General features: G+C 68.6%; 10 protein-coding genes. 6 read left to right on the top strand and 4 right to left on the bottom strand.

Annotated elements, in window-relative coordinates:
• From gspF to V3B46_RS01090, 3 genes are all read left to right on the top strand, one after another.
• The gene (gene gspF / locus V3B46_RS01100) at positions 1 to 1200 is read left to right on the top strand and encodes a type II secretion system inner membrane protein GspF (RefSeq protein ID WP_262082411.1); all 1200 of its coding nucleotides are present in this window, start codon (positions 1 to 3) and stop codon (positions 1198 to 1200) included.
• Between the two features lie 271 nt (positions 1201 to 1471).
• Entirely contained in the window at positions 1472 to 2647 is a 1176-nt protein-coding gene (locus V3B46_RS01095; RefSeq protein ID WP_100472769.1) for a substrate-binding domain-containing protein, read from the top strand.
• A gap of 200 nt (positions 2648 to 2847) precedes the next feature.
• Positions 2848 to 15231, top strand: a complete 12384-nt coding sequence (locus V3B46_RS01090; RefSeq protein WP_329890896.1) for a filamentous hemagglutinin family protein — start codon at positions 2848 to 2850, stop codon at positions 15229 to 15231.
• Positions 15232 to 15590: 359 nt separating this feature from the next.
• Here V3B46_RS01090 and V3B46_RS01085 read toward each other — a convergent pair whose 3' ends face one another.
• Genes V3B46_RS01085 through gspH form a run of 3 tightly spaced genes read right to left on the bottom strand, consistent with a single transcriptional unit; the run spans position 15591 to position 17007 of the window.
• Positions 15591 to 16205, bottom strand: a complete 615-nt coding sequence (locus tag V3B46_RS01085; RefSeq protein ID WP_329891187.1) for a prepilin-type N-terminal cleavage/methylation domain-containing protein — start codon at positions 16203 to 16205, stop codon at positions 15591 to 15593.
• The gene (gene gspI, locus V3B46_RS01080; RefSeq protein WP_193391262.1) at positions 16202 to 16552 is read right to left on the bottom strand and encodes a type II secretion system minor pseudopilin GspI; all 351 of its coding nucleotides are present in this window, start codon (positions 16550 to 16552) and stop codon (positions 16202 to 16204) included. Before gspI ends, V3B46_RS01085 begins: the two co-directional genes overlap by 4 nt.
• Before the next feature lie 8 nt (positions 16553 to 16560).
• Positions 16561 to 17007 (bottom strand): type II secretion system minor pseudopilin GspH, encoded by a 447-nt coding sequence (gene gspH, locus V3B46_RS01075; RefSeq protein WP_329891186.1) that lies wholly within the window; start codon positions 17005 to 17007, stop codon positions 16561 to 16563.
• Between the two features lie 115 nt (positions 17008 to 17122).
• Here gspH and V3B46_RS01070 point away from each other — a divergent pair, with 115 nt between their 5' ends.
• Positions 17123 to 17587, top strand: coding sequence for a general secretion pathway protein (locus V3B46_RS01070; RefSeq protein WP_049423092.1), 465 nt, complete (start codon positions 17123 to 17125; stop codon positions 17585 to 17587).
• A 90-nt stretch (positions 17588 to 17677) separates the two neighbouring features.
• On the opposite strand, the gene V3B46_RS01065 is transcribed toward V3B46_RS01070, so the two are convergent.
• Positions 17678 to 18013 (bottom strand): hypothetical protein, encoded by a 336-nt coding sequence (locus V3B46_RS01065; protein WP_262082417.1) that lies wholly within the window; start codon positions 18011 to 18013, stop codon positions 17678 to 17680.
• 201 nt (positions 18014 to 18214) lie between these two features.
• Between V3B46_RS01065 and V3B46_RS01060 the strand changes: the two genes are divergently transcribed.
• Both V3B46_RS01060 and V3B46_RS01055 read left to right on the top strand, forming a co-directional pair.
• Entirely contained in the window at positions 18215 to 19831 is a 1617-nt protein-coding gene (locus tag V3B46_RS01060; RefSeq protein ID WP_329890895.1) for a ShlB/FhaC/HecB family hemolysin secretion/activation protein, read from the top strand.
• 38 nt (positions 19832 to 19869) lie between these two features.
• Positions 19870 to 21654 carry a DUF2341 domain-containing protein gene (locus V3B46_RS01055; RefSeq protein ID WP_329890894.1) on the top strand — a complete coding sequence of 595 codons (1785 nt, stop codon included), beginning with the start codon at positions 19870 to 19872 and terminating at the stop codon, positions 21652 to 21654.
• Positions 21655 to 21656 lie beyond the last annotated feature (2 nt).

The raw sequence follows: 21656 nt of genomic DNA, 5'->3' as shown, positions 1-21656 counted from the left end.
ATGGCGCTGTTCGACTATCAGGCCGCCAACGCGCAGGGCCGCATCGAGAAGGGCCAGCTGGACGCGGACAGCCCGCGCGGCGCGCGCCAGCTGCTGCGCGGCCGTGGGTTGACGCCGGTGCAGGTGAGCGCGGCGCGCAACGCCGGCAGTGGCTGGGGCACGCGCCGGCTGTCCGCCAGCGAGTTGGCCTGGGCAACCCGCCAGCTGGCCAGCCTGCTGGCCGCCAGCCTGCCGTTGGAAGGTGCATTGAGTGCGGTGATCGAACAGGCCGAGCGCCCGCATGTGGCCCAGGCACTCACCGCGGTGCGCGCCGACGTACGTGCTGGACAGCGCCTGACCGTGGCATTGGCTGCGCGGCCACGTGATTTTCCGCCGATCTACCGGGCGCTGGTGGGCGCCGGTGAAGACTCCGGCGACCTGGCACGGGTGATGGAGCGCCTGGCCGACTACATCGAAGAGCGCAATGCGCTGCAGGCCAAGGTGCTGACGGCTTTCATCTATCCGGCGGCGATCAGCCTGGTGTCGGTGGCGATCGTGGTCTTCCTGCTCAGCTATGTGGTGCCGCAGGTGGTGACCGCGTTCGTGCAGGCACGGCAGACGCTGCCGATGCTGACCCAGGTGATGCTGGCGGCCAGTGCATTCGTTCGCAGCTGGGGAGTGTGGGCGGGGCTCGGCATCGCTGCGTTGGTGGTGGCATGGCGGTTGGCTCTGCGCAAGCCCGAGCTGCGCCTGCGCTGGGACGCGATGCTGCTGCGGGTGCCGATGGTCGGGCGTTTCGTACTGGGTGTGAACAGTGCGCGCTTTGCCTCGACCCTGGCGATCCTGCTGGATGCCGGCGTGCCGCTGCTGCGTGCACTGGAAGCGGCGCGGCAGACGCTTGGCAATGCACTGCTGGCGCGTTGCGCTGATGACGTGTCCGCGCGCGTACGCGAAGGTGCCGCGCTGGGTGCTGCGTTGAAGGTGCAGAAGGTGTATCCGCCGATCCTGGTGCACCTGGTGGCCAGCGGCGAAAAGACCGGCGCATTGGCACCACTGCTGGATCGCGCGGCACAGACGATCTCGCGCGAGATCGAGCGCCGCGCGATGGCACTGACCGCGTTGCTGGAGCCGACCATGATCCTGGTGATGGGCGGCGTGGTGCTGACCATCGTGCTGGCCGTGCTGATGCCGATCATGGAAATGAATCAGCTGGTGCAGTAGATCCACGCCATGCGTGGATGGATCAACCGACGCGCGACATGGGCGGCACATCCACGCATGGCGTGGATCTACTGGTGCCTGGATTTCTCCACACAATCCTCCACACCTTTTTTCGATCTTCCACAGGTTTCTTAAGCGGTCTGTCATCGGCACGGACCAGCATAGCCACGTCGTCGCAGAGCGGGCTGGGAGGCCCCTGGCGACAGCAGGCGTGCAATGACCGTTCCTCCCTTGGCGTTTCCCTTCGCAGTAAACCCTTCAGGAGAAGATCATGACCAAGTACAAGACCCTGGCCGCGCTGGTTGCCACCGCGCTGCTCGCTACCGTGGGCGCCGCGTCGGCGCAGACCGTTACCGGCGGCGGTGCATCGCTGCCGGCCGACCTCTACAAGGGTTCGGCCGACAGCATCCTGCCGGCGAACTTCACCTACGCCGTGACCGGTTCGGGCACCGGCAAGAAGGCGTTCCTGGAAAACAACTCGGCGCTGTTCTCGACCACCGGCACCGTGCATTTCGCCGGCAGCGATTCGGTGCTGAGCAGCACCGAGCTGAACACCTACACCACCAACTTCAACCAGCCGACCAATGCCAACCGCTACGGCGCGCTGATCCAGGTGCCGTCGGTGGCCACCTCGGTCACCATTCCGTTCAACAAGGCCGGTTCGGCGGTGGACCTGAGCGTGGCGCAGATCTGCGGCGTGTTCTCGGGCGCGATCAGCGACTGGTCGACCATCGATGCCAACCGCAGCGGCCCGATCCAGGTGGTGTACCGCCCGGAAAGCAGCGGTACCAGCGAAATGTTCAGCCGCTTCCTGACCGCCGCCTGTGCCGCTGAGAACGCTGAAACCTCGAAGCTGGTGGGTGGCAAGTTCGCCATCAAGTCGACCTTCGCCGACCTGTACAAGCGCGATGACAACGGCGCCTTGCCGGCGTTCCTGGTGGCCGCCCCGGCCACCGGTGGCACCTCGCTGTACAACGCTGTCTACGCTGCTGACGGCCGTATCGGCTACGTCGGCCCGGACGTGATCCCGAGCCTGACCGATGCGACCAAGGTCGCCAAGGTCAAGGGCTTCTCGCCGGACCAGGTGAGCGTGCAGGCTACCCTGGACACCGTCGCTCCGCCGACCGGCGCCGCAGCCGAGGACCCCGCCAACTGGGTGCCGGTGTTCGGCAACCCGTCGGCCGGCTATCCGATCGCCGGCTACACCAACCTGGTGATCGGCCAGTGCTACAAGGATTCGAGCGTCGCCACCAGCCTGCGCGGCTTCCTGGCCCGCCACTATCCGGCGACCTACACCGTCGCGTATGAGAAGTCGATCACCGACCACGGCTTCATCCCGCTGACCAAGGCCTGGCGCGATGCGATCCGCAACCGCTTCGTGCTGGCCAGCAGCGCTGCCGGCCTGAACAACCCCAGCACCTGCTCGGGCATCGGTCGTCCGCTGTAATCCGCAGCACTGGTTGAGTCCTGCTTGACCCGACGCCGGCCTCCTGGGCCGGCGTCGCCATTTCCGCGACGGTGCCGCCACTGCAGTGTTTCGCTGTCGGCTTCGTGTCACATGAACCGTCTATCAGGGGCAGGGCATGCGTTGCGCGTGCCTCCCCGATCGTCGCCGCAGCCGCGGCCCACCAGGTTGATGAGGTTCCGATGTCGCACCCGCTCCCGTCCGCTGTTCATCCGGCCGCGCCGATGCGCCGCAATCATCCGATGGCGTGGGCCATCGCGGTCGCCCTGGGCAGCATGGTGGCCCCGGCCAGCCAGGCGCAGCAGGCATTCAGTCCGGGCTGGTTCGCCGAACGCGGCGCGGCCCAGGGCAGCGCGGCACAGAGTGGCCGCATGCCCAACGGCGTGCCGATCCAGTTCCAGTTGCCGGCCCAGCAGCAGGATGCAGCACGGCAGAAGCTGCAGCAGTCGATCGACAATCTCGGCACCGCGGCGCAGGCGATCGCCCTGCAGCAGCGCTTGCAGGAACAGGCGCGGCAGGCGCGCCGCGAGGCTGGCTTCATCGTTGCCGATGGCCTCGGCAAGGACGGCCTGAGCGTCGACCAGAACCCGCTGACCCGTGGCTGGCTCAACGCGCGCGACGCGGTCCAGTCGCAGGGCAGCGACGGGCGGGTGCAGGTCACGGTCGAGCAGACCGCGGACAAGGCGATCCTGAACTGGGAGACCTTCAACATCGGCGGTAACACCACGCTGAACTTCCTGCAGAACCCTGACTGGGCCGTGCTGAACCGGGTCAATGACCCGGGTGCGCGGCCCAGCCAGATCCTGGGGCAGCTCAACGCCAATGGCACGGTGTTCGTGGCCAACCGCAATGGCGTGGTGTTCGGCAACAACAGCCAGGTCAATGTACGTAACCTGCTGGCAGCCGCAGCACGGATCAGCGATGCGCAGTTCCGCGACAACGGCCTGTACAGCCCCGACGCCAGCAGCAGCGCGCTCAGCGATGCATTCGGCAAGGTGATGGTGGAGCAGGGCGCCCGCATCGCGACCCATGAGCCGACCAGTGCGACGCGCGGCGGTGGTTACGTGCTGCTGGCCGGGCACAGCGTGGAGAATGCAGGACATATCGAGGCGCGCAAGGGCCAGGTGCAGCTCGCTGCCGGTGACAGTTTCGTGATCCGGCGCGGCGTGGGTACGGCGACCAATACCAGCTCCACCACCCGCGGCAATGAAATCGCGCCGCGCTTCATCGCTGGCAGCACGGCTGGCAGCGTGCGCAACACCGGCCTGCTGCGCGCCCGCGAGGGTGACGTGACCCTGGCCGGGCGCAGCGTCGAGCAGGCCGGTGTGGCCGTGGCCAGCACCACGCTTGCGCAGCGCGGCACCGTGCATCTTCTGGCCTCGGCCAGTGATGCCGGCAGCAGCGTCACGCTTGCCGATGGAGCCACCACGGCGGTGCTGATCGAGGACGATGGCAAGGCTACGGTGCTGGATACGCAGCGCGACAGCCTCATCAAGGAATCGGCAGAGCAGGACGCGATCCGCGCCGGCGCGCGCTCGGCAACCTTCGACAATCTGTCCCAGCACAATGATCGCCGGGACCAGTCGCGGGTGGAGATCGTCTCGGGTGGCAACATCCATTTCAGTGCGGATTCGCTGACGGTTGCCACGGGCGGCCAGATCATTGCCGATGCGGCGGCCCGCAGCTACGTAGACGACGCGGCACGCGTGGATGTTTCCGGTGCAGTGGGCGTACAGGTGTCGATGGAGAGCAACAATGTCCAGGTCAAGGTGCAGGGCAACGAACTGCGCGATGCCCTGGACAACCGCGACAGCGGCAAGCTGACCAGCAGCGAGGTCTGGGTCGACCGCCGCCGGCTGGTCCACGTTCCGGCCGGTACCGGGGGCTACGAGGGTGAGCGCTGGTACGCGGCGGGTGGCCTGCTGGAAGTGGGCGGCTACCTCGACAACCAGGGGCACTCGATCGGCGAATGGGCCGCGCAGGGAGGCACCGTCCTGCTGGGCGGCAGGGAAGTGATCACGCATGGCGGCTCACGCATCAACCTTGCCGGTGGCAGTCTGGATGTGCAGAGCGGCGTGATCCGGCAGAGCTGGGTGCGCGGCGTCGATGGCCAGGTCTACCGCCTCGATGATGCGCCGGCGGAGATGCTGTTCGATGGGTTGTACAGCGGCCATGAAGTAAAGCAGGAGCGCTGGGGCATCACCGAGACCTTCCGTGATCCGATCGTATTCGCGGCGCAGCGTGTCGATAACGGGTACACGGTCGGCCGCGACGCAGGACGCCTGATCGTCTCCGCACCGACCGCGGTGCTGGATGGGCAGGTTGAGACTGCCACCTTCCAGGGTGCGCAGCAGAACCGCAGGCCGGATTCCGCGCTGGAGGGTTATGCGCAGGCGCAGACGGCGGCCGCACGCAACGCGCAGCTGTACCTGGGGCGCTACGACGGCCAGGGCCGCAGCGGTGTGTTCGGCTCGGAGGTGCGCCTGGATGACAAGGCTCCGACGAAGGCGGCGTGGTCGCTGCTGGCGCCGGTCAACGAGGAGCGGCGTGACACAGTGTGGCTGGATACCGCAGAGCTGAGTGCCCAGCAGTGGGGACGGATCGACCTGGCGACCGCCGATCGCATCCGCATCGATGGCAGCCTTCGCCTTCAGGCAGGCGGACAGCTCAATCTGACCGGCAGCGAGGTGGAACTGGCAGGCGACATCGGCATTGCCGGCGGCCAGCTGTCGGCGGGCAACCTGCTGGATGTCCAGGGCCGGCCGACGGCGCTGCTGCACGATGGCCGCGCCCGCACCGCCATTGCCGACGGCACGCGGATCGATCTCTCCGGTGAATGGAGCAATGCGTCACTGGCGATGCCGCTCGACGCCAGCGGTGCCTGGACGGATGGCGGTCGCCTGAGCCTGAGCAACAGTCATGACGTGGTCGTGGGCGCCGAGGCATCGGTTGACGTGGAGGCCGGCGCCGCGTTGGACCTGCGCGGCAAGGGCCGCATCGGCAAAGGGGGCAGCGTCAGCCTGCAGGCGAACAGCAGCACGGTTGCGACCGACGGCAGTGGACGGGTGCAGCTGGGCGAGGGGAGCCGGTTCAGTGGCCGAGGACAGGGCAGTGGTTCCTTCTCGCTGGGAACCGGTGGCCACGTTCGGGTGGGCGATGCGGACCCGGCGGGCGCGTCGCTGCGACTGGACCCCGGCCTGTTCGGCAGTGGCTTTGCGCAGTACGACATCAACGGCCACCAGGGCCTGGAGGTGACCGATGGCGCGCAGCTGGTCGCTGCCCTGCCGGGCCTGCAGCTGACCCAGGGCGCTCGGATGGCAACTGATCGGGCGAGCGCGCTGGCGGCGTGGGATGCGCCGCTGTACAGCGCCGATCCGTCGAGCGGGCGCGTCAGCCAGCGCGCAGGCGCGAGCATCAGCCTGCGTTCGGACCGCAACAGCGTGGGCGGTGACCTGCGGGTCGGCACGGATGCACTGGTGGCGGTCGATCCAGGGCAGACGATCTCGCTGCTTGGTGCAGGCAACATCGATGTTGAAGGCACGCTGCGCGCCAAGGGCGGCCGCATCCTGATCGACGATGTGCGACCGGAAAACGCGCTGTACGCCGGGCAGCGCACCGAACGCACCTGGCGTTTCGCCGAAGGCGCGCTGCTGGATGCCGATGCCGACGCGATTTCGCTGCCCGATGCCAGCGGCCGCCTGCGCGGGCAGGTGCGCGCGGGCGGACGCATCGAGATTGGTGGGGCGCTGGACTGGGAGAGCACAGCATTCGTCGACAACCGTCCACCGGAAGCCTTCGTGGTGGTCGAACGCGGTGCGCGCCTGCAGGCGCGGGGCGCGTCGGCCGAACTGGACATCGACGGCCAGGGCCGTGTGCGCGTGGACAGCGACGGCGGGCAGATCGTGCTGCGCTCTGCCAATGCGCTGTACCTGGACGGCGGGATGGACGCGGCCGCCGGTGGTGCCGGCGCACGCGGCGGCACGCTTGGCCTGGCCTTTGGCGGCAGCATCCATGCACGTGGCGCCAGCGATGAGGTACTGCGGGCGCGTGCGATCAGCCTCAGCCAGCACAACGCACCGGCGCAGCCACTGCCGGCCGCATTGGAATATGGCCACGCCGCGTTGTCGGTCGAGCAGCTGCAGGCCGGCGGCTTCGGTAGCCTGTCCGTGTTCGGTGACATCCGCGCCGCCGGCGATGTCGACCTGCGCCTGGCCCAGAGCCTGCGCTTCCACGGCCAGGGAACGTCGAGCCTGGGCATGGCCGTGGATGCCGGGCCGTCCTCGGGGCTGCGACTGAGTGCGCCCTACGTCCGCCTGGCGCAGGCACGCTGGCGCCAGCTGCCGGGCGAGAACCTGCTGGTCACGGCCGATGTTGCCTCGGCGGCGCCGGACCAGCATGCGCTGGCGGTGCAGGCCGATCTGATCGACATCCGCGACGTCACCTGGCTGCCCGGGTTCGAACACGTGGCGCTGGAAAGCCGCAGTGATGTGCGCCTGACCAACAGCATTGCCAGCAATGGCAACACCAGCGCGTTGATGACGGCCGGTTCGATGGATGTGACCGCTGCCCGCCTGTACCCCACCACGGGTGCGGCCGGCACGCTGGTGGCCGGCGCTTCTGCGCAGACCGTGCAGACCGCTGATTACTGGGCTGATCCAGATGCCGTGCTGCGCATCCACGGCATCGGTGCGGGTACGCAGCCGGCGCCGGAATCGGCGCGGGGCACGCTTCGCCTGGTGGCCGCCACGGTGCAGCAGGGCGGCAACGTACAGGTGCCGATGGGCACGCTGCAGCTGGGCGGCCTGATCCAGAACGGAACCGTCGGCAGCCGGGTGGAACTGCTCCCGGGCAGCGTTACCTCCACCAGCGGTGCCGGCCTGTCGCTGCCCTATGGTGGCACCGTCGATGGTGTCGACTGGCGGGTCGGCACGCGCAGCGTGAGTTCGCTGACGCCGGCCGGCATCTCCTCGATGGGGGTGACCCTGAAGGCCAACGAGGTCGAGGTGGCGCCGGGGGCACTGCTGGACATGTCCGGCGGTGGTGAGTTGACGGGTGCGGCCTTCGTGTCCGGGCGCGGCGGCTCTGTCGACGTGCTGCGCACGGCGTTGGCCGACGCCAATCCGCGCTATGAATTCAGTGCGTCGGGCAACCCGGTGTATGCAATCGTGCCGGGACGCGCCGGGACATTCGCCCCCAGCGGCGAGGAAGGATTCGCCGCACCGGGGGTGGGCCAGCAGATCACCGTGCCGGCGGGCGTGCCCGGCCTGGTGGCAGGCACCTACACGCTGATGCCGGCCAGCTATGCGCTGCAGCCCGGTGCCTTCCGGGTGGAGCTGGGCGCCACCGGTGCCTCGGGCATCGCGCAACCCATCGCGACCGGCACCGGCACCTGGCGTGTGTCCGGGCAGCAGCGCGCGGCGCTGGGCGCGGCAATCTCGCCGTTGCTCACCGACATCCTGCTGACCCCCGCCGCGGTGGTACGCCGGCACTCGGGCTACAACGAAACCTCCTACAACAGCTTCGCGCAATCGGTGGCCGACCGCCGCGGCGAGTCGCGCGGCTGGCAGACCATCGATGCGCTCGGGTTGACCCTGGCGCTGGGCGAAGGCGCAGGTCGTGCAGACACGCCTGCCATCCGCTTCGCCGGCACCGCGCGGTTCGGCGCCGCCACCGACAACGGGCGCGGCGGCACGCTGACAGCCACGTTGGCCAGCCCGGCGGTCGGTTCACTGGAGATCGTCGATGGCGGTGCGCAATCGCAGGCGCGTGATCGCGGTGCCACCTTCAGCGACGACGCGCTCAATGCCTTCCTGCCTGTGCGGATGATGATCGGCGGGCAGTTCAACCAGGTGACTTCGCAGGTGGCGGTGACCGGCCAGGCACGCAGCGTGGCGATCCGTTCCGGAGTCACCCTGAACGCACCGGAAGTGCTGGTGGCAGCGGCCTCCGGTGGCAGCGGCGTGCTGGTCGAGGCCGGTGCGACCCTCGATACACTGCCGTTCGCATCCGCCAACGCGGATGCCAGGGCGACGCTGCCTTACCAGGTCTCCGGCGGCCTGCTGGCGGTGTCCAACCAGCGCCTGAACCTGATCACCGGCACCACCGGCGTGGAGGCCGGTCCGGTGGCAATCGACATCGGGGGGTGCCAGACGGCGTGCGACGGCCAGACCCGGCTGGTTTCCGATGGCAGCATCGCGGTAGCGACCGATGGCACGCTGCAGATGCGCGACTCGGCCAGCTATGGCACCCGTCAGCTCGGCCTGAGCATGGCGGCGCTGAACCTCGGCAGTGCCGAAGCGATCGCGCAGGCCGCTGCGGCAGGGGCGCTGCCCAGTGGCATGACCATGAACCAGTCCGTGCTGCAGCAACTGCTGCGCGGCAATGATGCCACCGGCGCGCCGGCGCTGGACACGCTGAGCCTAATCGCACGGGATTCGGTCAACGTCTTCGGCAGCGTCGACCTGGATGCGCGCGACAGTGCCACCGGCCGCGGTGGCCTGCAGACGCTGGTACTGGGCGCGCAGGCCATCCATGGCTATGGTGCGGCGAGCGACCGTGCGCGCATCCTGGTGGACACACTGGTCTGGGACGGTTCGCTGGCGGCGACGCAGGGGCCGGGCAGCGATGCGTCGGTGCCGCCGGCCGATCCGATGGTGGACCGGCTCGGCGCCGGGCAGCTGGACATCGTCACCCGCAACCTGCAGCTGGCGCGCGCCCCGTTCAGCCGTCCCAGCTCCGAGGTGCCTGCCAACCGTCAGGTACTCGGATTCAGTGCGCTGAACCTGAGTGCTTCGGAGCAGCTGTCGTTCTCCGCGCAGGGCACGCTGGACGTGTTCCAGCAGCGCGGCGACTATCTGGCCGACAAGGGCTGGCAGTACAGCGGAGGCAGCCTGGGTATCGATACACCGCTGTTGACCGCCGATCCCGCCGCGCAGCTGCGCGTGCGCACCGGCGGCGACTTCCGCCTGCAGGGGGGCACCGGCAAGGCGGGTGGCGATGCACTGGGCAGTGAGCTGAGCATCGACGCCAACCGGATCACGCTGGACAGCACGATCGCGCTGGCGTCAGGACGGCTGTCTGCGAACGCGCGCGAGGGCATCACGCTTGGCAGCCGGGCGGCGCTGGACCTTGCCGGGCGCAAGGTCTCGCTGTACGACGTGGACAAGTTCAGCTGGGGCGGTGATGTCCTGCTGTCCAGCGACACGGGGGACATCCGCACCGATGCGGCCTCCCGCATCGATGTTTCCGCCCGCAACAACCGCGGCGGGCGCATGACGGTCACCGCAATGGCCGGCCGAGCCGATCTGGCCGGTGATCTGCAGGGCACCGCCAGTGGCCGCTACGATGCCGGTGGCACGCTGGTGCCCTACGACGGTGGTGAACTTGTGGTGCGGGCACGCCAGTTGCAAGACTTCACCGGCCTCAACCAGCGATTGACCGCCGGCGGCGTCGTCGGTGGTCGCAGCTTCCAGATCGGTGAAGGCGATCTGCGGATCGGCGACGAAGTGAAGGCGCGCCGGGTCGACATCAGTGTCGACGCGGGCAGCATGACCGTGGCCGGCCGCATCGATGCCAGCGGCGAGCAGGTCGGCAGCATCCGCCTGTACGCCCGTGATCAGTTGCAGGTGGACGGCACGCTGGACGCGCACGGTACCGGCCTGCGCGTGGACAGCCATGGCAAGATCATCGACAGTCCGAACCGGGCCACCATCACGCTGGGCAGCGCCGAAGGCGCCGTTGGTCTGGGCAGCGCGGCGCACCTGGACATGCGTGCAGGCAGCGACGTTGCCCTCGGTGACGGCCCTGGACAGAACGACGGCATGGCGCGGGGCTCGCTGAAGATCGATGTGCCGCGGCTGGGCAGCAACGACGCGGCGATTGCTGCGGCCAGCGGCCTGCGCATCGATGGCGCGGCCGACATCCAGCTCAATGGTGTCCGTCGCTACGACGATGCGCCCCTGGCCAGCACCGCTGATGTGCGCGGCAACCGCGCGCAGCTGGTCACCCAGCAGTGGCTGGACCAGGTGGTCGATCCGCACAGCGTGGCCTGGATCGATGGCGCGCTGGGCAATCCGGATCTGCAGCAGCGCACCGCCGCGCTGGGCGACGTCCGCCTGCGTCCCGGCGTGCAGGTGGTGGCGCGGCGCAGCGAGGCCAATCCCGAGGGCGACCTGACCATTGCCGGCGACATCGATCTGTCCGGCTACCGCTACGGGCCCGAAGCCAACCGCGCCGATCCATCGCGGCGTGGCTTCGGTGAATCGGCCTCGCTAGTGCTGCGCGCCGAAGGCAACATCAACGTCCATGGCAGCATCAATGATGGTTTCGCACCGCCGCCGTCCACGCCGGACGAGGGCGGTTGGCAGTTGTATGAGGCTCGCAATGGCAGCGCCGGGCACACCCCCTTCGGTGGCGGCCTGGTGGTGCCGGTGGACGGAGTGAAGCTGCAGCCGGGCACCGAGTTCCAGGCCGGCACCCGCCTGAACTATGACGTGCCGGTCGAATCGGTAACGCTTCCGGTCGGTACCGTGCTGCCCGCGCCGATGGAGATCTCGCAGACCCTGCGCCTGCCTGCGGGCACGGTGCTGGGTGCGGCGGTGACCACGCAGTCCGGGCAGACGCTGGCGGCGGGCACCGTGCTGCAGGAGCCGCTGGTGCTGGCGGCCGGCGCGCGCCTCGGCGCCGGCTTCCGCCTGCGCAGCGCGGTCCAGATGGCGGCACAGGAGTGGCCTGCCGGCGCGGTGCTGCCGGTTGCGCTGCGCCTGGCGCGGGAAGTCGAGCTCAAGGTGGGCGCGTACATCCCATCGTTGACCAAGGTGGAGCTGCCCGGCAACGGGCCGGTGAATCTGCGGCCGGCCGATGCCAATGGCAACCAGGGACGCAACTGGGCGCTGGCGCCGATGCTGGCCGAGGGCACCACCTCCTGGGACCTGACCGTGGTTGCCGGTGCCGATGCCGGGGCGGCCGATCCACGCAGCCGACGCTGGGGCAGCGAAGGCAGCGTGGTGCTGGCCGATACCCACCAGGGCTCGATCGGTACGGTCAAGACCGAAATCATCTGGGTGGGTGACCGCGCGTTGACCGAGCAGGCATCGCTGGACTGGATCGGCGACACCTCCTATGCGGGCCGTCCGATCGCAGAGCTGGCCGACATGTTCGGCTTCACCGAAGATGAGTTCTGCGCGATGTCGGCCGACTACTGCGGCCCGGCACCCCGCCAGGTGGCCGCGCAGGGTTCGCTGGATTACTGGGGCGACGAGTCCTACGTGGGCACCCCTGCGAAGGACTTCGCGGCGATGTTCGGCATGACCGAAGACGAGTTCTGCAGCACCGCACCGACCTACTGCGCCGGCGGTGGCACGCAGACCGAAGTGACCACCTATGGCAAGCGCGCGGGCACGCCGGCCTGGAGCGTGCTGCGCACCGGCAAGGGTGACCTGGAACTGCTCGCTGCCGGCGACGTCGTGTTGAAGTCCGGCTTCGGTGTGTACACGGCGGGCACTCCCACCACGCTGGGCGAGGGCCGCGACGCTGCCTTCAATTCGCCCCGTGCAGCAGCCCCCAGGAACACCGCACTGCTGGGTCCGAACCTGGTGCCGGGCAGCTATGATGCCGCGTTGGCCGGCTACCAGGCCTGGTATCCCGATCATGGCGGCAACCTGCGCGTCGAAGCCGGGCGAGATATCGTCGGTGACGTCTGGACCGGGCGCGCAGAGTCGGGCACCAGCGAGCGTGACTGGGCGCTGTACTCCAGTGCCGCGGTCGGCAATTGGCTGTGGCGGCAGGGAACCGGCAGCACCACCGGCGTGGAGCCGGTGCCGACCAGCTGGTGGGTGAACTTTGGCGCCTACACCAACGTGTCCGCTGCTGCTGGCGCCTCTCCGCGGATGGTCGGCTTCACCGGCTTCGGTACATTGGGCGGCGGCAACTTGACGCTGGAGGCCGGGCGTGACGCCGGCGTGCGCGATGCGATAGGTGACGCGCTGGACTCGACGATCGCACCGCGCTCGGGTGCGATCATCGCGGCGGTGGGATCGACCGGCCGGGTCAGCGATGGCCAGCTGCACCTGACCGGCGGCGGCGACCTGCAACTGCGTATCGGTGGCGCACTGAATCCGAATCTGCGGGCGACGTTCTCCAGCCTCAATGCCTCCAGGGCGGGACAGAATCTCGACCTCAACGGTACCTTCAGCAATCTGCGTGGCAGCCTGCAGCTGGATGCGGGACGCATCGGTGCAATGGGCGTCACCCTGGAAAGCTACGCGACGCTGGGCCAGCTGCGTGCGGCCGATCTGTTCGCCGCCGACGCCGCTCGCCCGATGGGCGGGCCGGTGCTGGTGCTGGGCGATGCGGTCGCGCAGCTGCAGGCGCGGGGTGACGTCGTGCTCGGCGGCGTCGCCGATGCCGGTCGGGTTCCACCGGCCAACTACAGCGCGGTGGTGCAGGACAACGGCAGCCGCGCTGCGGGCAGCACCTGGTTCTCCCTGTGGACCGACACGACCGCCGTGGACCTGTTCAGTGCCGGTGGCGACCTGGCGCCGGGCCTGGCCGGGCCGGAGAACGTGACCGGCAGCAATCTGTGGCCCGAGCAGGTTGCGCTGGCACCGGGCAGCCGGGAGGAGCTGCTGAACTACTGGCTCTATCCTTCGCGCTTCAGCGCCGTTGCTGCGCAGGGCGACGTCAAGCTGGACCGGATCAGCACCACGCCGGGGACGCAGGATGTGATCCTGCTGGCACCCTCGGCGACAGGACGGCTGGACGTCCTGGCCGGTGGCGGCATCTTCGCCCAGCGTGGCGCGACCCAGATCGCGCGCTCCGCCAGCGACGCGCGCCTGCCGGGACCCTTCGACCCTGCATTCATGGCCGAGCAGGGGGATTCCAGCGGCAATGTGACCCGCTCGCGTCACAACCTGTCGGTCGACGGCAACATTGCATCGCCGCAGGCGTCGCTTCCGCTGTTTGCGTTCGGTCCGAATACTCCGCTGTCCACCGTGTCTGCGGCCCTGGCGCCGAGCCGCTTCTACGCGGTGCAGGGCGACATCATCGGTCTGGCCACCGGCGCCCAACGCACGCTGACTCCCAACGGGGGGCAGCGCACGCAGCTGAACTGGTTCGAGGCCGCCGGCGCCGTGCAACTGCGGGCAGGCCGGGACATCCTCGGGGTGTCGATGACCGCGCTGAACACCGCGTCCACCGACTTCACGGTGGTGGCGGCGGGCCGCGACATCGTGCATCTGAACGCGATCATCGCCGGCCCCGGCAACACCGAGATCAGTGCCGGCCGCCAGCTGCGCCAGGAGGATGCGGGCAGCATCGTCAGCCTCGGTGGCATCGTGCAGGGCGATAACCGTCCCGGCGCCAGCATCGCGCTGATGGCCGGCAACCAGCAGATCGATTTCGCGGCCCTGCGTGCCCGCTATCTGGATCCTGCGAATCTGGCCGATCCCGCGCAATCGCTCGCGTCGCAGCCGGGCAAGGCCGTCAAGGTCTACAACCAGGAGCTGAAGCAGTGGCTGCAGCAGCGCTTCGGCGTGGCTGCCGACGGCGACGGGGCGCTGGCTGCATTCGACGCACTGCCGCAGGAACAGCAGCGCATCTTCCTGCGTCAGGTGTACTACGCCGAACTGCGCGAAGGTGGGCGTGAGTACACCGATGCAGAAGGGCCCCGCTTCGGCTCCTACCTGCGCGGGCGCGAAGCCATCGCCACGCTGATGCCGGACAGGAATGCGGCCGGTGCGACGATCGACCGTACCGGCGATATCGTGATGTACGGCGGTTCCGGCGTGCGCACCGAGGCGGGCGGCAACATCGAACTGATGGCACCGGGCGGACAGATCGTGGTCGGCGTACAGGGCGTGGTGCCGCCTGCCAGCGCCGGCCTCGTCACCCAGGGGCAGGGCGATATCCGCCTGTTCAGCCAGGACAGCGTGCTGCTGGGCCTGTCGCGGGTGATGACCACGTTCGGCGGCGACATCCTGGCCTGGTCGGAGCAGGGTGACATCAATGCCGGTCGCGGTTCGCAGACGACGCTGCTGTACACGCCACCGCGTCGCCTCTATGACGGCTGGGGCAATGTGATCCTGTCGCCGCAGGCTCCCGCCAGTGGCGCAGGCATTGCGACCTTGAACCCCATCGCCGAAGTGCCGCCGGGCGACGTCGACCTGATCGCGCCGCTGGGCACCATCGATGCGGGCGAGGCCGGTATCCGCGTCTCGGGCAACATCAATCTGGCGGCGCTGCAGGTGCTCAACGCCGCCAATATCCAGGTACAGGGCGAGAGCAAGGGCCTGCCGGTGCTGGCCACGGTGAACGTCAATGCGCTGGCCTCGGCCAGTGCGGCGGCGAACAGTGCCAGCCAGGCCGCACAGGATGTGATGCGCAAGAGCCAGGACGATGCACGGCGCAACCAGCCATCGGTGATCAGCGTGCAGATTCTGGGCTTTGGCAGTGGTACAAGCAGCATCGCTCCGCCTGCGCGTGGCACGACCGCCGGCAGTGGCTACGACGCCAACAGCGCCTTCCAGTTCCCGCAGGCCAGCCGCGACGAAGGCACCGAGCGCCGCTAGGCATTCCACGCCCCGGCAGGTGCCGACCTTGGTCGGCACGCATTGCCCGGTGCAGCGCATCGGGCTGCAGCATCGGGCCAGCCGCCACGGAACGGTGGCGGCCCCAGCCAGGACGGCACCGAGGGCAGGGAGCGGCCATCAGCGGTGAGGACCACCGACACAGCGCCGTCGGGTGCAGGAGAGCACCCGGCGGCAGGAGGGCAGGAGATCCACGCGATGCGTGGATGCCTGGGCCAGCATCAGTGCCGACCAACGGTCGGCACCCACCAGAGCAGGCTCGGGGGTAGATCCCCGCCATCACCAGAGCAGCCTCAGCAGTAGATCCACGCCCTGCGTGGATGCGGTGCCACGAACGAACCCTACAACTCCAGCACCCGCCGGTAGCTCAGCGGCCCACGCCCATCGCGAAGGCCCAGCCGCAGCTCCAGCCCCGTCGCCGGCAAAACCTCGCCTTCGCCCGGCAGCACCGCCCAACCGGCACCGGGCTGCCAGGCCCGCACCTCGAACCGCTGCACACCTTGGGCCACCGCGATGCCCCTCGATTGCTCAGGCGCTGGCAGCGGATACCGGTCGGTCGCCTCGCCACTGGCCCGCCACAGCGTGTTGCCCTGTTGCCACCAGCGCACCCGCTGCCAGCGCAGCCCGTCGCTGCCGACGCTGCGGGTGATCTCCAGCGCGAAGCTTCCATCCGGGTGCCGTTCGCTTACCAGCGAAGGTGGCAGCAGTCGCTGCGGCTGGTCCGCCGGGCGCACGGCGCCATTCATCAGCGCGTCGTCTGCGCGCATGTCGATATCACGCTGGAACTGCTGCAGCACGCGCAGCGCCGTGGTGGTCTCGGCATCGGCCTGGCGCAGGCGTTGGTCGCTGCTGGCCACGCTGTCGAGCGTACGCCAGCAGATCAGCGCCAGCACGCCCATGATGGTGATCGCGATCATCACCTCGATCAGGGTGAAGCCGCGCACGGCGCGCTTCACGGTGCGAGCGTCCACGGCAGCTGCATCCGCGCCAGCGGTCGCCGCGGTGCGTCCTCGGCCACCACGCTCAGTTCCAGCTGCGGCTGGCCGTCGCTGCCCGTGCCAAGATGCTGCAGCACCAGGAAACTGCCGCGTCCCTGCACGCAGCGCTGGCGGCCATCCTGCGCTGCCTGTCCGGTCAGGCGCAGTTCCTGCCAGCGGTCCTGCGCGCACATCAGCGCCAGGCGGCGATCGCGCAGCCGCGATTGATCGTCGGTCGCCACCGCCACCGAACGCATCACCGCCGCCAACGCAATCGATACGATCGCCAGCGCGATCAGCACTTCGATCAGGGTGAATCCTCGCATCGCCTGCTTCACTGCACGACCTGCAATTGTCCGCTGCCATCATCACGAAGACGCAGTGTGCGGCCCTCCAGCGACAGCCCCAGCTCCCAGGCAGTGCCGATCCATTCCGGGCTCAGTTCGATGGCGCTGGCGGGCGCTACCGCAATGCCAGCGGCCTGCCACTGCTGCGGCCGCAACAGGTCATCGCGTTCCACGGTCACCCAGCGGCCGCCTTCGCGGCGGCTGAAACGATAGCCCTTGGCATCGGACTGCCAGCGCAGGGGCCGGCCATCGATTCGGGCTTCGTCGCGTGCCACCTGCAGCCGCTGCGCCAACCGCTCGGCTTCCTGGCGCAGTTGCCGGGCCGGATCGAGCAGGCTGCCCAAGCCAAGGCCGATACCGGCAGTGCAGATGCCGATGATCACCAATACCACCATCAGCTCCAGCAGGGTAAAACCGCGCGGGATGCGTTGCACCGACATTGCCTCCGGTCCTTGCCGATACGCGCCAGCATAGGCCTGTACGATGAAACAAAAGCGTCAGCCGCAGCTGCTAGCGTAGGCGGACACGAACGTGGCGATGGTGCGGAACATGGATGGCAGGCGCTGGGATCGCAATCGCATGCTGACCCTGCTGGCAGCGATGCTGCTGCTGGCCGTAGTGGCCTATTGGAGTGTCACCCTGTCTGCGGTGGCGCCAGCGGTGGCGGCCGGTGAAGCGCAGGCCGAGGCGCCGGTACGGCCCCTGTTCGATGCGATGGCCAGCCTGCCGCTGGTGCGGCTGCTGTCCCCCGGTGCGGTACGGACCGAGGTGGTCGTGCTCGGCGTGATGGCCGGCGAGCACGCGCCACTGGCGCTGCTGTCGGTGGATGGTCGTCCTGCGCAAGCGTACGCACCCGGGCAGCGGCTGGGGCCTTGCACGGTGCTGGCCAGCATCAGTGCCAGTGCAGTGGAACTGAATCAGGCCGGCCAGTCGCGCAGCGTGCCGGTGCCCGAGCTGCCGCCGGTGCCGACCGATGGCATCGTGCCTGCGCCCTCGAACGGTGGCTCACTGTAGAGCCGGGTCCACGCCCGGCGGCTTCTGCATGAACGTTGAAGGGCGCGCTGGAGCAGCCGGGCGTGGGCCCGGTTCTACAGCTGCGCAGGCTCAGCGCGCCGGGCGCTGCGGCACCACCGAGCGGCCGAAGGCATCGCCCATGCGCTGTCGCGTGCCTTCCAGGTTGTACTGCATCAGCTGGTTGCCGGGCTGCCGCATCAGGCGTTCGGCTTCAGGCAGCGCCGGTGACTTGGCTGGCTTCGCCGCCGGTGCCAGCTTGCGCTGCAGGCAGTCCCACGCCGGAATCCGCTCGCCGTTGACCTGCACTTCAATGCACGGCACGGCCTCTTCCCGCTTCTTCGCCTCCTCGGCACGGAGCGATGGCAACGCCAGCAGCAATGCCAGCGCCAGGGCAGGGCGGATGCCCGCTATCGATAGTGCACTCATTTCCAATCTCCCGCGGCAACCGGCGTTCTGCAAGGAAGACGTGTGGCGAAGGCAGTCTCCGCCCGCCACCGTTTCGGCCGGGTCAAAAGATGACAGTGCTGTCACAAAACTATTGGCGGTTTTGACGCGACGTGCACGTCCTGTTGGTAGACCCACGCGCCGCTCCCTGGCCACTCCCTTCGATACGACGCGATGCCTTCGATGACTCCTGTTCCGTGCCGAGCTGTCCGCCTTCCGCTGCGCCTGCATCCACTGGTGCTGGCCCTGGCCGCGATGCCGCTGCCATTGTTCGCGCAGGACGCGGCGCCTGCGCCCAGCGTGAACATCAATGAATACATCGTGCGCGGCAACACCGTGCTCGATCCGCGCCAGATTGAACGCGCGGTGGAGCCGTTCCTCGGCCCGGGCAAGACCCTGGCCGATGTCGAAAAGGCACGCGACGCGGTGAATGCGCTGTACCAGCAGGCAGGCTACCAGTCGGTCTACGTCGAGCTGCCCGAGCAGCAGGTCAGTGGCGGCGTGGTGCTGCTGAAAGTGCAGCAGACGCCGATCGGCCAGCTGCGGGTCGTAGGCACGAAGCACGAATCGCCCGAACGCATCCGCGAACGCGTGCCGGCACTTGCCGAGGGCAAGGTGCCCGATTTCGACCAGGCACAGAAGGAACTGACCGCGCTGAATGAGGGCGGGCGTCGCCAGGTGATGCCGCTGGTGCGCGAAGGCCAGGTGCCGGGCACGATGGATGTGGACCTGCAGGTCGAGGAGAAGTCGCCGTGGCGCGCCAGCGCGGCGCTCAACAACGACCACAGCGCCGACACCGAGAAGCTGCGACTGAGTGCATCGCTGGCCTACGACAACCTGTGGAGGCGCGGGCACAGCGTCAACATCGGCGTGTATCTGGCGCCGGAAGATACCAAGCAGGCCAAGGTGTTTTCGGCCTCGTACATGATGCCGTTCGAGGGCACGCCGTGGAGCCTGGAAGCGTCCGGCTACACGTCCGACAGCCGCGTGCTGAACGCGGGCGGACAGGTCGGTACCGGCACCGGAACCAACGTGATCGGCAACGGTCATTCGATCGGCGTCAAGCTCAACTACCGTTTGGCGGGCAGCAGTCAGTGGTGGCGCCAGCTCAGCCTGGGTGTGGACTTCAAGGACACCGAGGAAGACACGCAGATGGGCACGGAGAGCCTGAAGACGCCGCTGAAGTACGCGCCGATCACGCTGGCCTTCGTCGGCGTGCGCCAGGGCGAGCACGATCAGCTGAGCATCAACACCCAGCTGGTGGCCGGCACCCGCCGGCTGTTGGGCTACGGCAGCGACGCCACCGCCTTCGGACAGAAGCGCTACTGGGCCGACCCGAGTTTCGTGGCGTTCAAGGCCGATGTGGCCAACACGCATACCTTCGGCAGCGACTGGCAGTGGTACGCGCGCGGCTCGCTGCAGGTGACCGACGCGCCGCTGGTGTCGGCCGAGCAGTTCGCCGCCGGTGGCATGTATACCGTACGTGGCTATCTGTCGGCCGAAGCGATCGGCGACTACGGCGGCCTGGCCAGTCTGGAATGGCGCACACCGGCGTGGTCGCTGTGGAGTGGCACCGACCTGCGCGTCTACAGCTTTGCCGACGCGGCCTATCTGCGCCTGCGCCAACCACTGCCCGAACAGCGTGACAAGTACAACCTGGCCTCGGTCGGCCTGGGCGCGCAGCTGCGCCTGGGCGAACACCTGCAACTGCGCCTTGACTACGCCTGGCCCTATGCCGATGGCCCGGTCACGCGCAAGGATGACCCGCGCCTGCATTTCAACATCAGCACCAGTTACTGACCCTTCCCTTGAACATGCGTTCTCCGGAGACCCCTCGCATGGACCGTTTGCTTTCCCGAGTGTTGCTGCTGCTGGCCGCGCTGGTTGCGTTGCCCGCCGCTGCGGCCGATGCCAATTGGTGGCAGGCCGAATGGAAGTACCGCAAGCCGATCACCGTCGACGCCGGCCCGCAGGGCGCGGGCCTGGCCGGTGACCCGGGCCGCACGCCGCTGCTGCTGCGCCTGCATACCGGCAACTTCGGTTTCGACGGTACCCAGGATGCGGGCAACGACCTGCGTTTCGTGTCGGGCGATGGCCGCACCGTGCTGGCCCACCAGATCGAACAGTTCGACCCCAAGCTCGGCCTGGCCCTGGTCTGGGTGGACGTGCCGGCAGTCAGCGCAGCCGCGCCGCAGACGATCTGGATGTACTACGGCAATGAGAAGGCCCCGGCCAGCGGCAATGGCCAGCAGGTATTCGACCCGGACTACACGCTGGTCTACCACTTCGCCGAAGCCAATGCGCCGGCGCGCGACACCACGGCCTACGGCAACAATGCCGGGGCCGTCGTGCCGCCATCGGAAGGCTCGGTGATCGGCCGCGGCGTTCAGTTGGGTGCAGCCCCGCTGCCGCTGCCGGCCAGCGCCTCGCTGGCGCAGGAAGCCGGCGCGCCGCTCACTGTTTCGGCCTGGATCAAGCCGGGCAGCACCAACGCGGCACAGGCGATCTACGCCCGTCGCGATGGCGCCTCCGAGCTGGTGGTCGGTATCGAGAACCGCGTGCCGTTCGTGCAGCTCAATGGCCAGCGCAGCACGCCGGCACAGCCGATTCCGGAAGGGCAGTGGGCGCACGTGGCACTGACCGCAGAGAAGGGCGCGCTGCAGCTGTACCTCAATGGTCGCGTAGTTGCCCAGCTGAGCGGCGAGCTGCCGGCGCTGGCCACCGCGCCGGTGGTGGGCGCCGATGCGCCGGGCGCGGCGCAGCCGCTGGCCAACTTCGAAGGAGCGCTGGATGAGCTGCGCATCTCGCGGGTGGCGCGCCCGGCGGCGCTGTTGCTGGCCGACGCCACCGCGCAGGGCGCCGATTCGCGCCTGATCAGCTACGGTGCCGACGAGCAGTCTGCCGGCCAGAGCCACTTCGCCTTCATCCTCAAGGCGATGCCGTTCGACGCCTGGGTGGTGGTCGCCATCCTCGGCCTGATGATGCTGCTGTCGTGGGCGATCATGATTGCCAAGAGCCGCCACTTCGGCCGTACCAGCAAGGCCAATGCGGTGTTCACCGAGAGCTTCGGCAAGCTGTCCGGCGTGCCGCTGCGCACCTTGTCCGACATGGACCGCCAGGGCAAGGCACCGACCGCGATGCATGACGGTTCGCTGTGGCGCATCTATCAGGTAGCCATTGATGAAATGCAGCAGCGCCACCAGCGCGACGGCAACAGTGGTTATCTCAGTGGTGCCACCATTGCGGCGATCCGCGCTTCGATGGATGCGGTGATGGTACGCGAGCAGGAAGCGATGGCGCGGCGCATGAACTGGCTGTCGACCACCATCGAGGGCGCGCCGTACGTGGGCCTGTTCGGCACCGTGATCGGCATCATGCTGGTGTTCGTGGTGGCGGCGATGGCCGGCGCGGTGGACATCAATTCGGTGGCACCGGGCATGGCCGCGGCGCTGCTGTGTACCGCCGCCGGCCTCGGCGTCGCGATCCCGGCACTGTTCGGCTACAACTACCTGGGCGCGCGTGCCGAAGCGATCGGCGCGGACATGGCGGTCTTCATCGACGAGTTCGCCGCGCGCCTGGCCGAAGAGCAGGACGGGCGCGGCCCGGCCGCGGTCCAGGGCTGAGG

Origin of the sequence: Stenotrophomonas sp. SMYL11 (genome assembly GCF_036320005.1) — a bacterium.
Lineage (GTDB): Bacteria > Pseudomonadota > Gammaproteobacteria > Xanthomonadales > Xanthomonadaceae > Stenotrophomonas > Stenotrophomonas maltophilia_A.
This window is presented reverse-complemented; position numbering and strand designations above follow the sequence as displayed.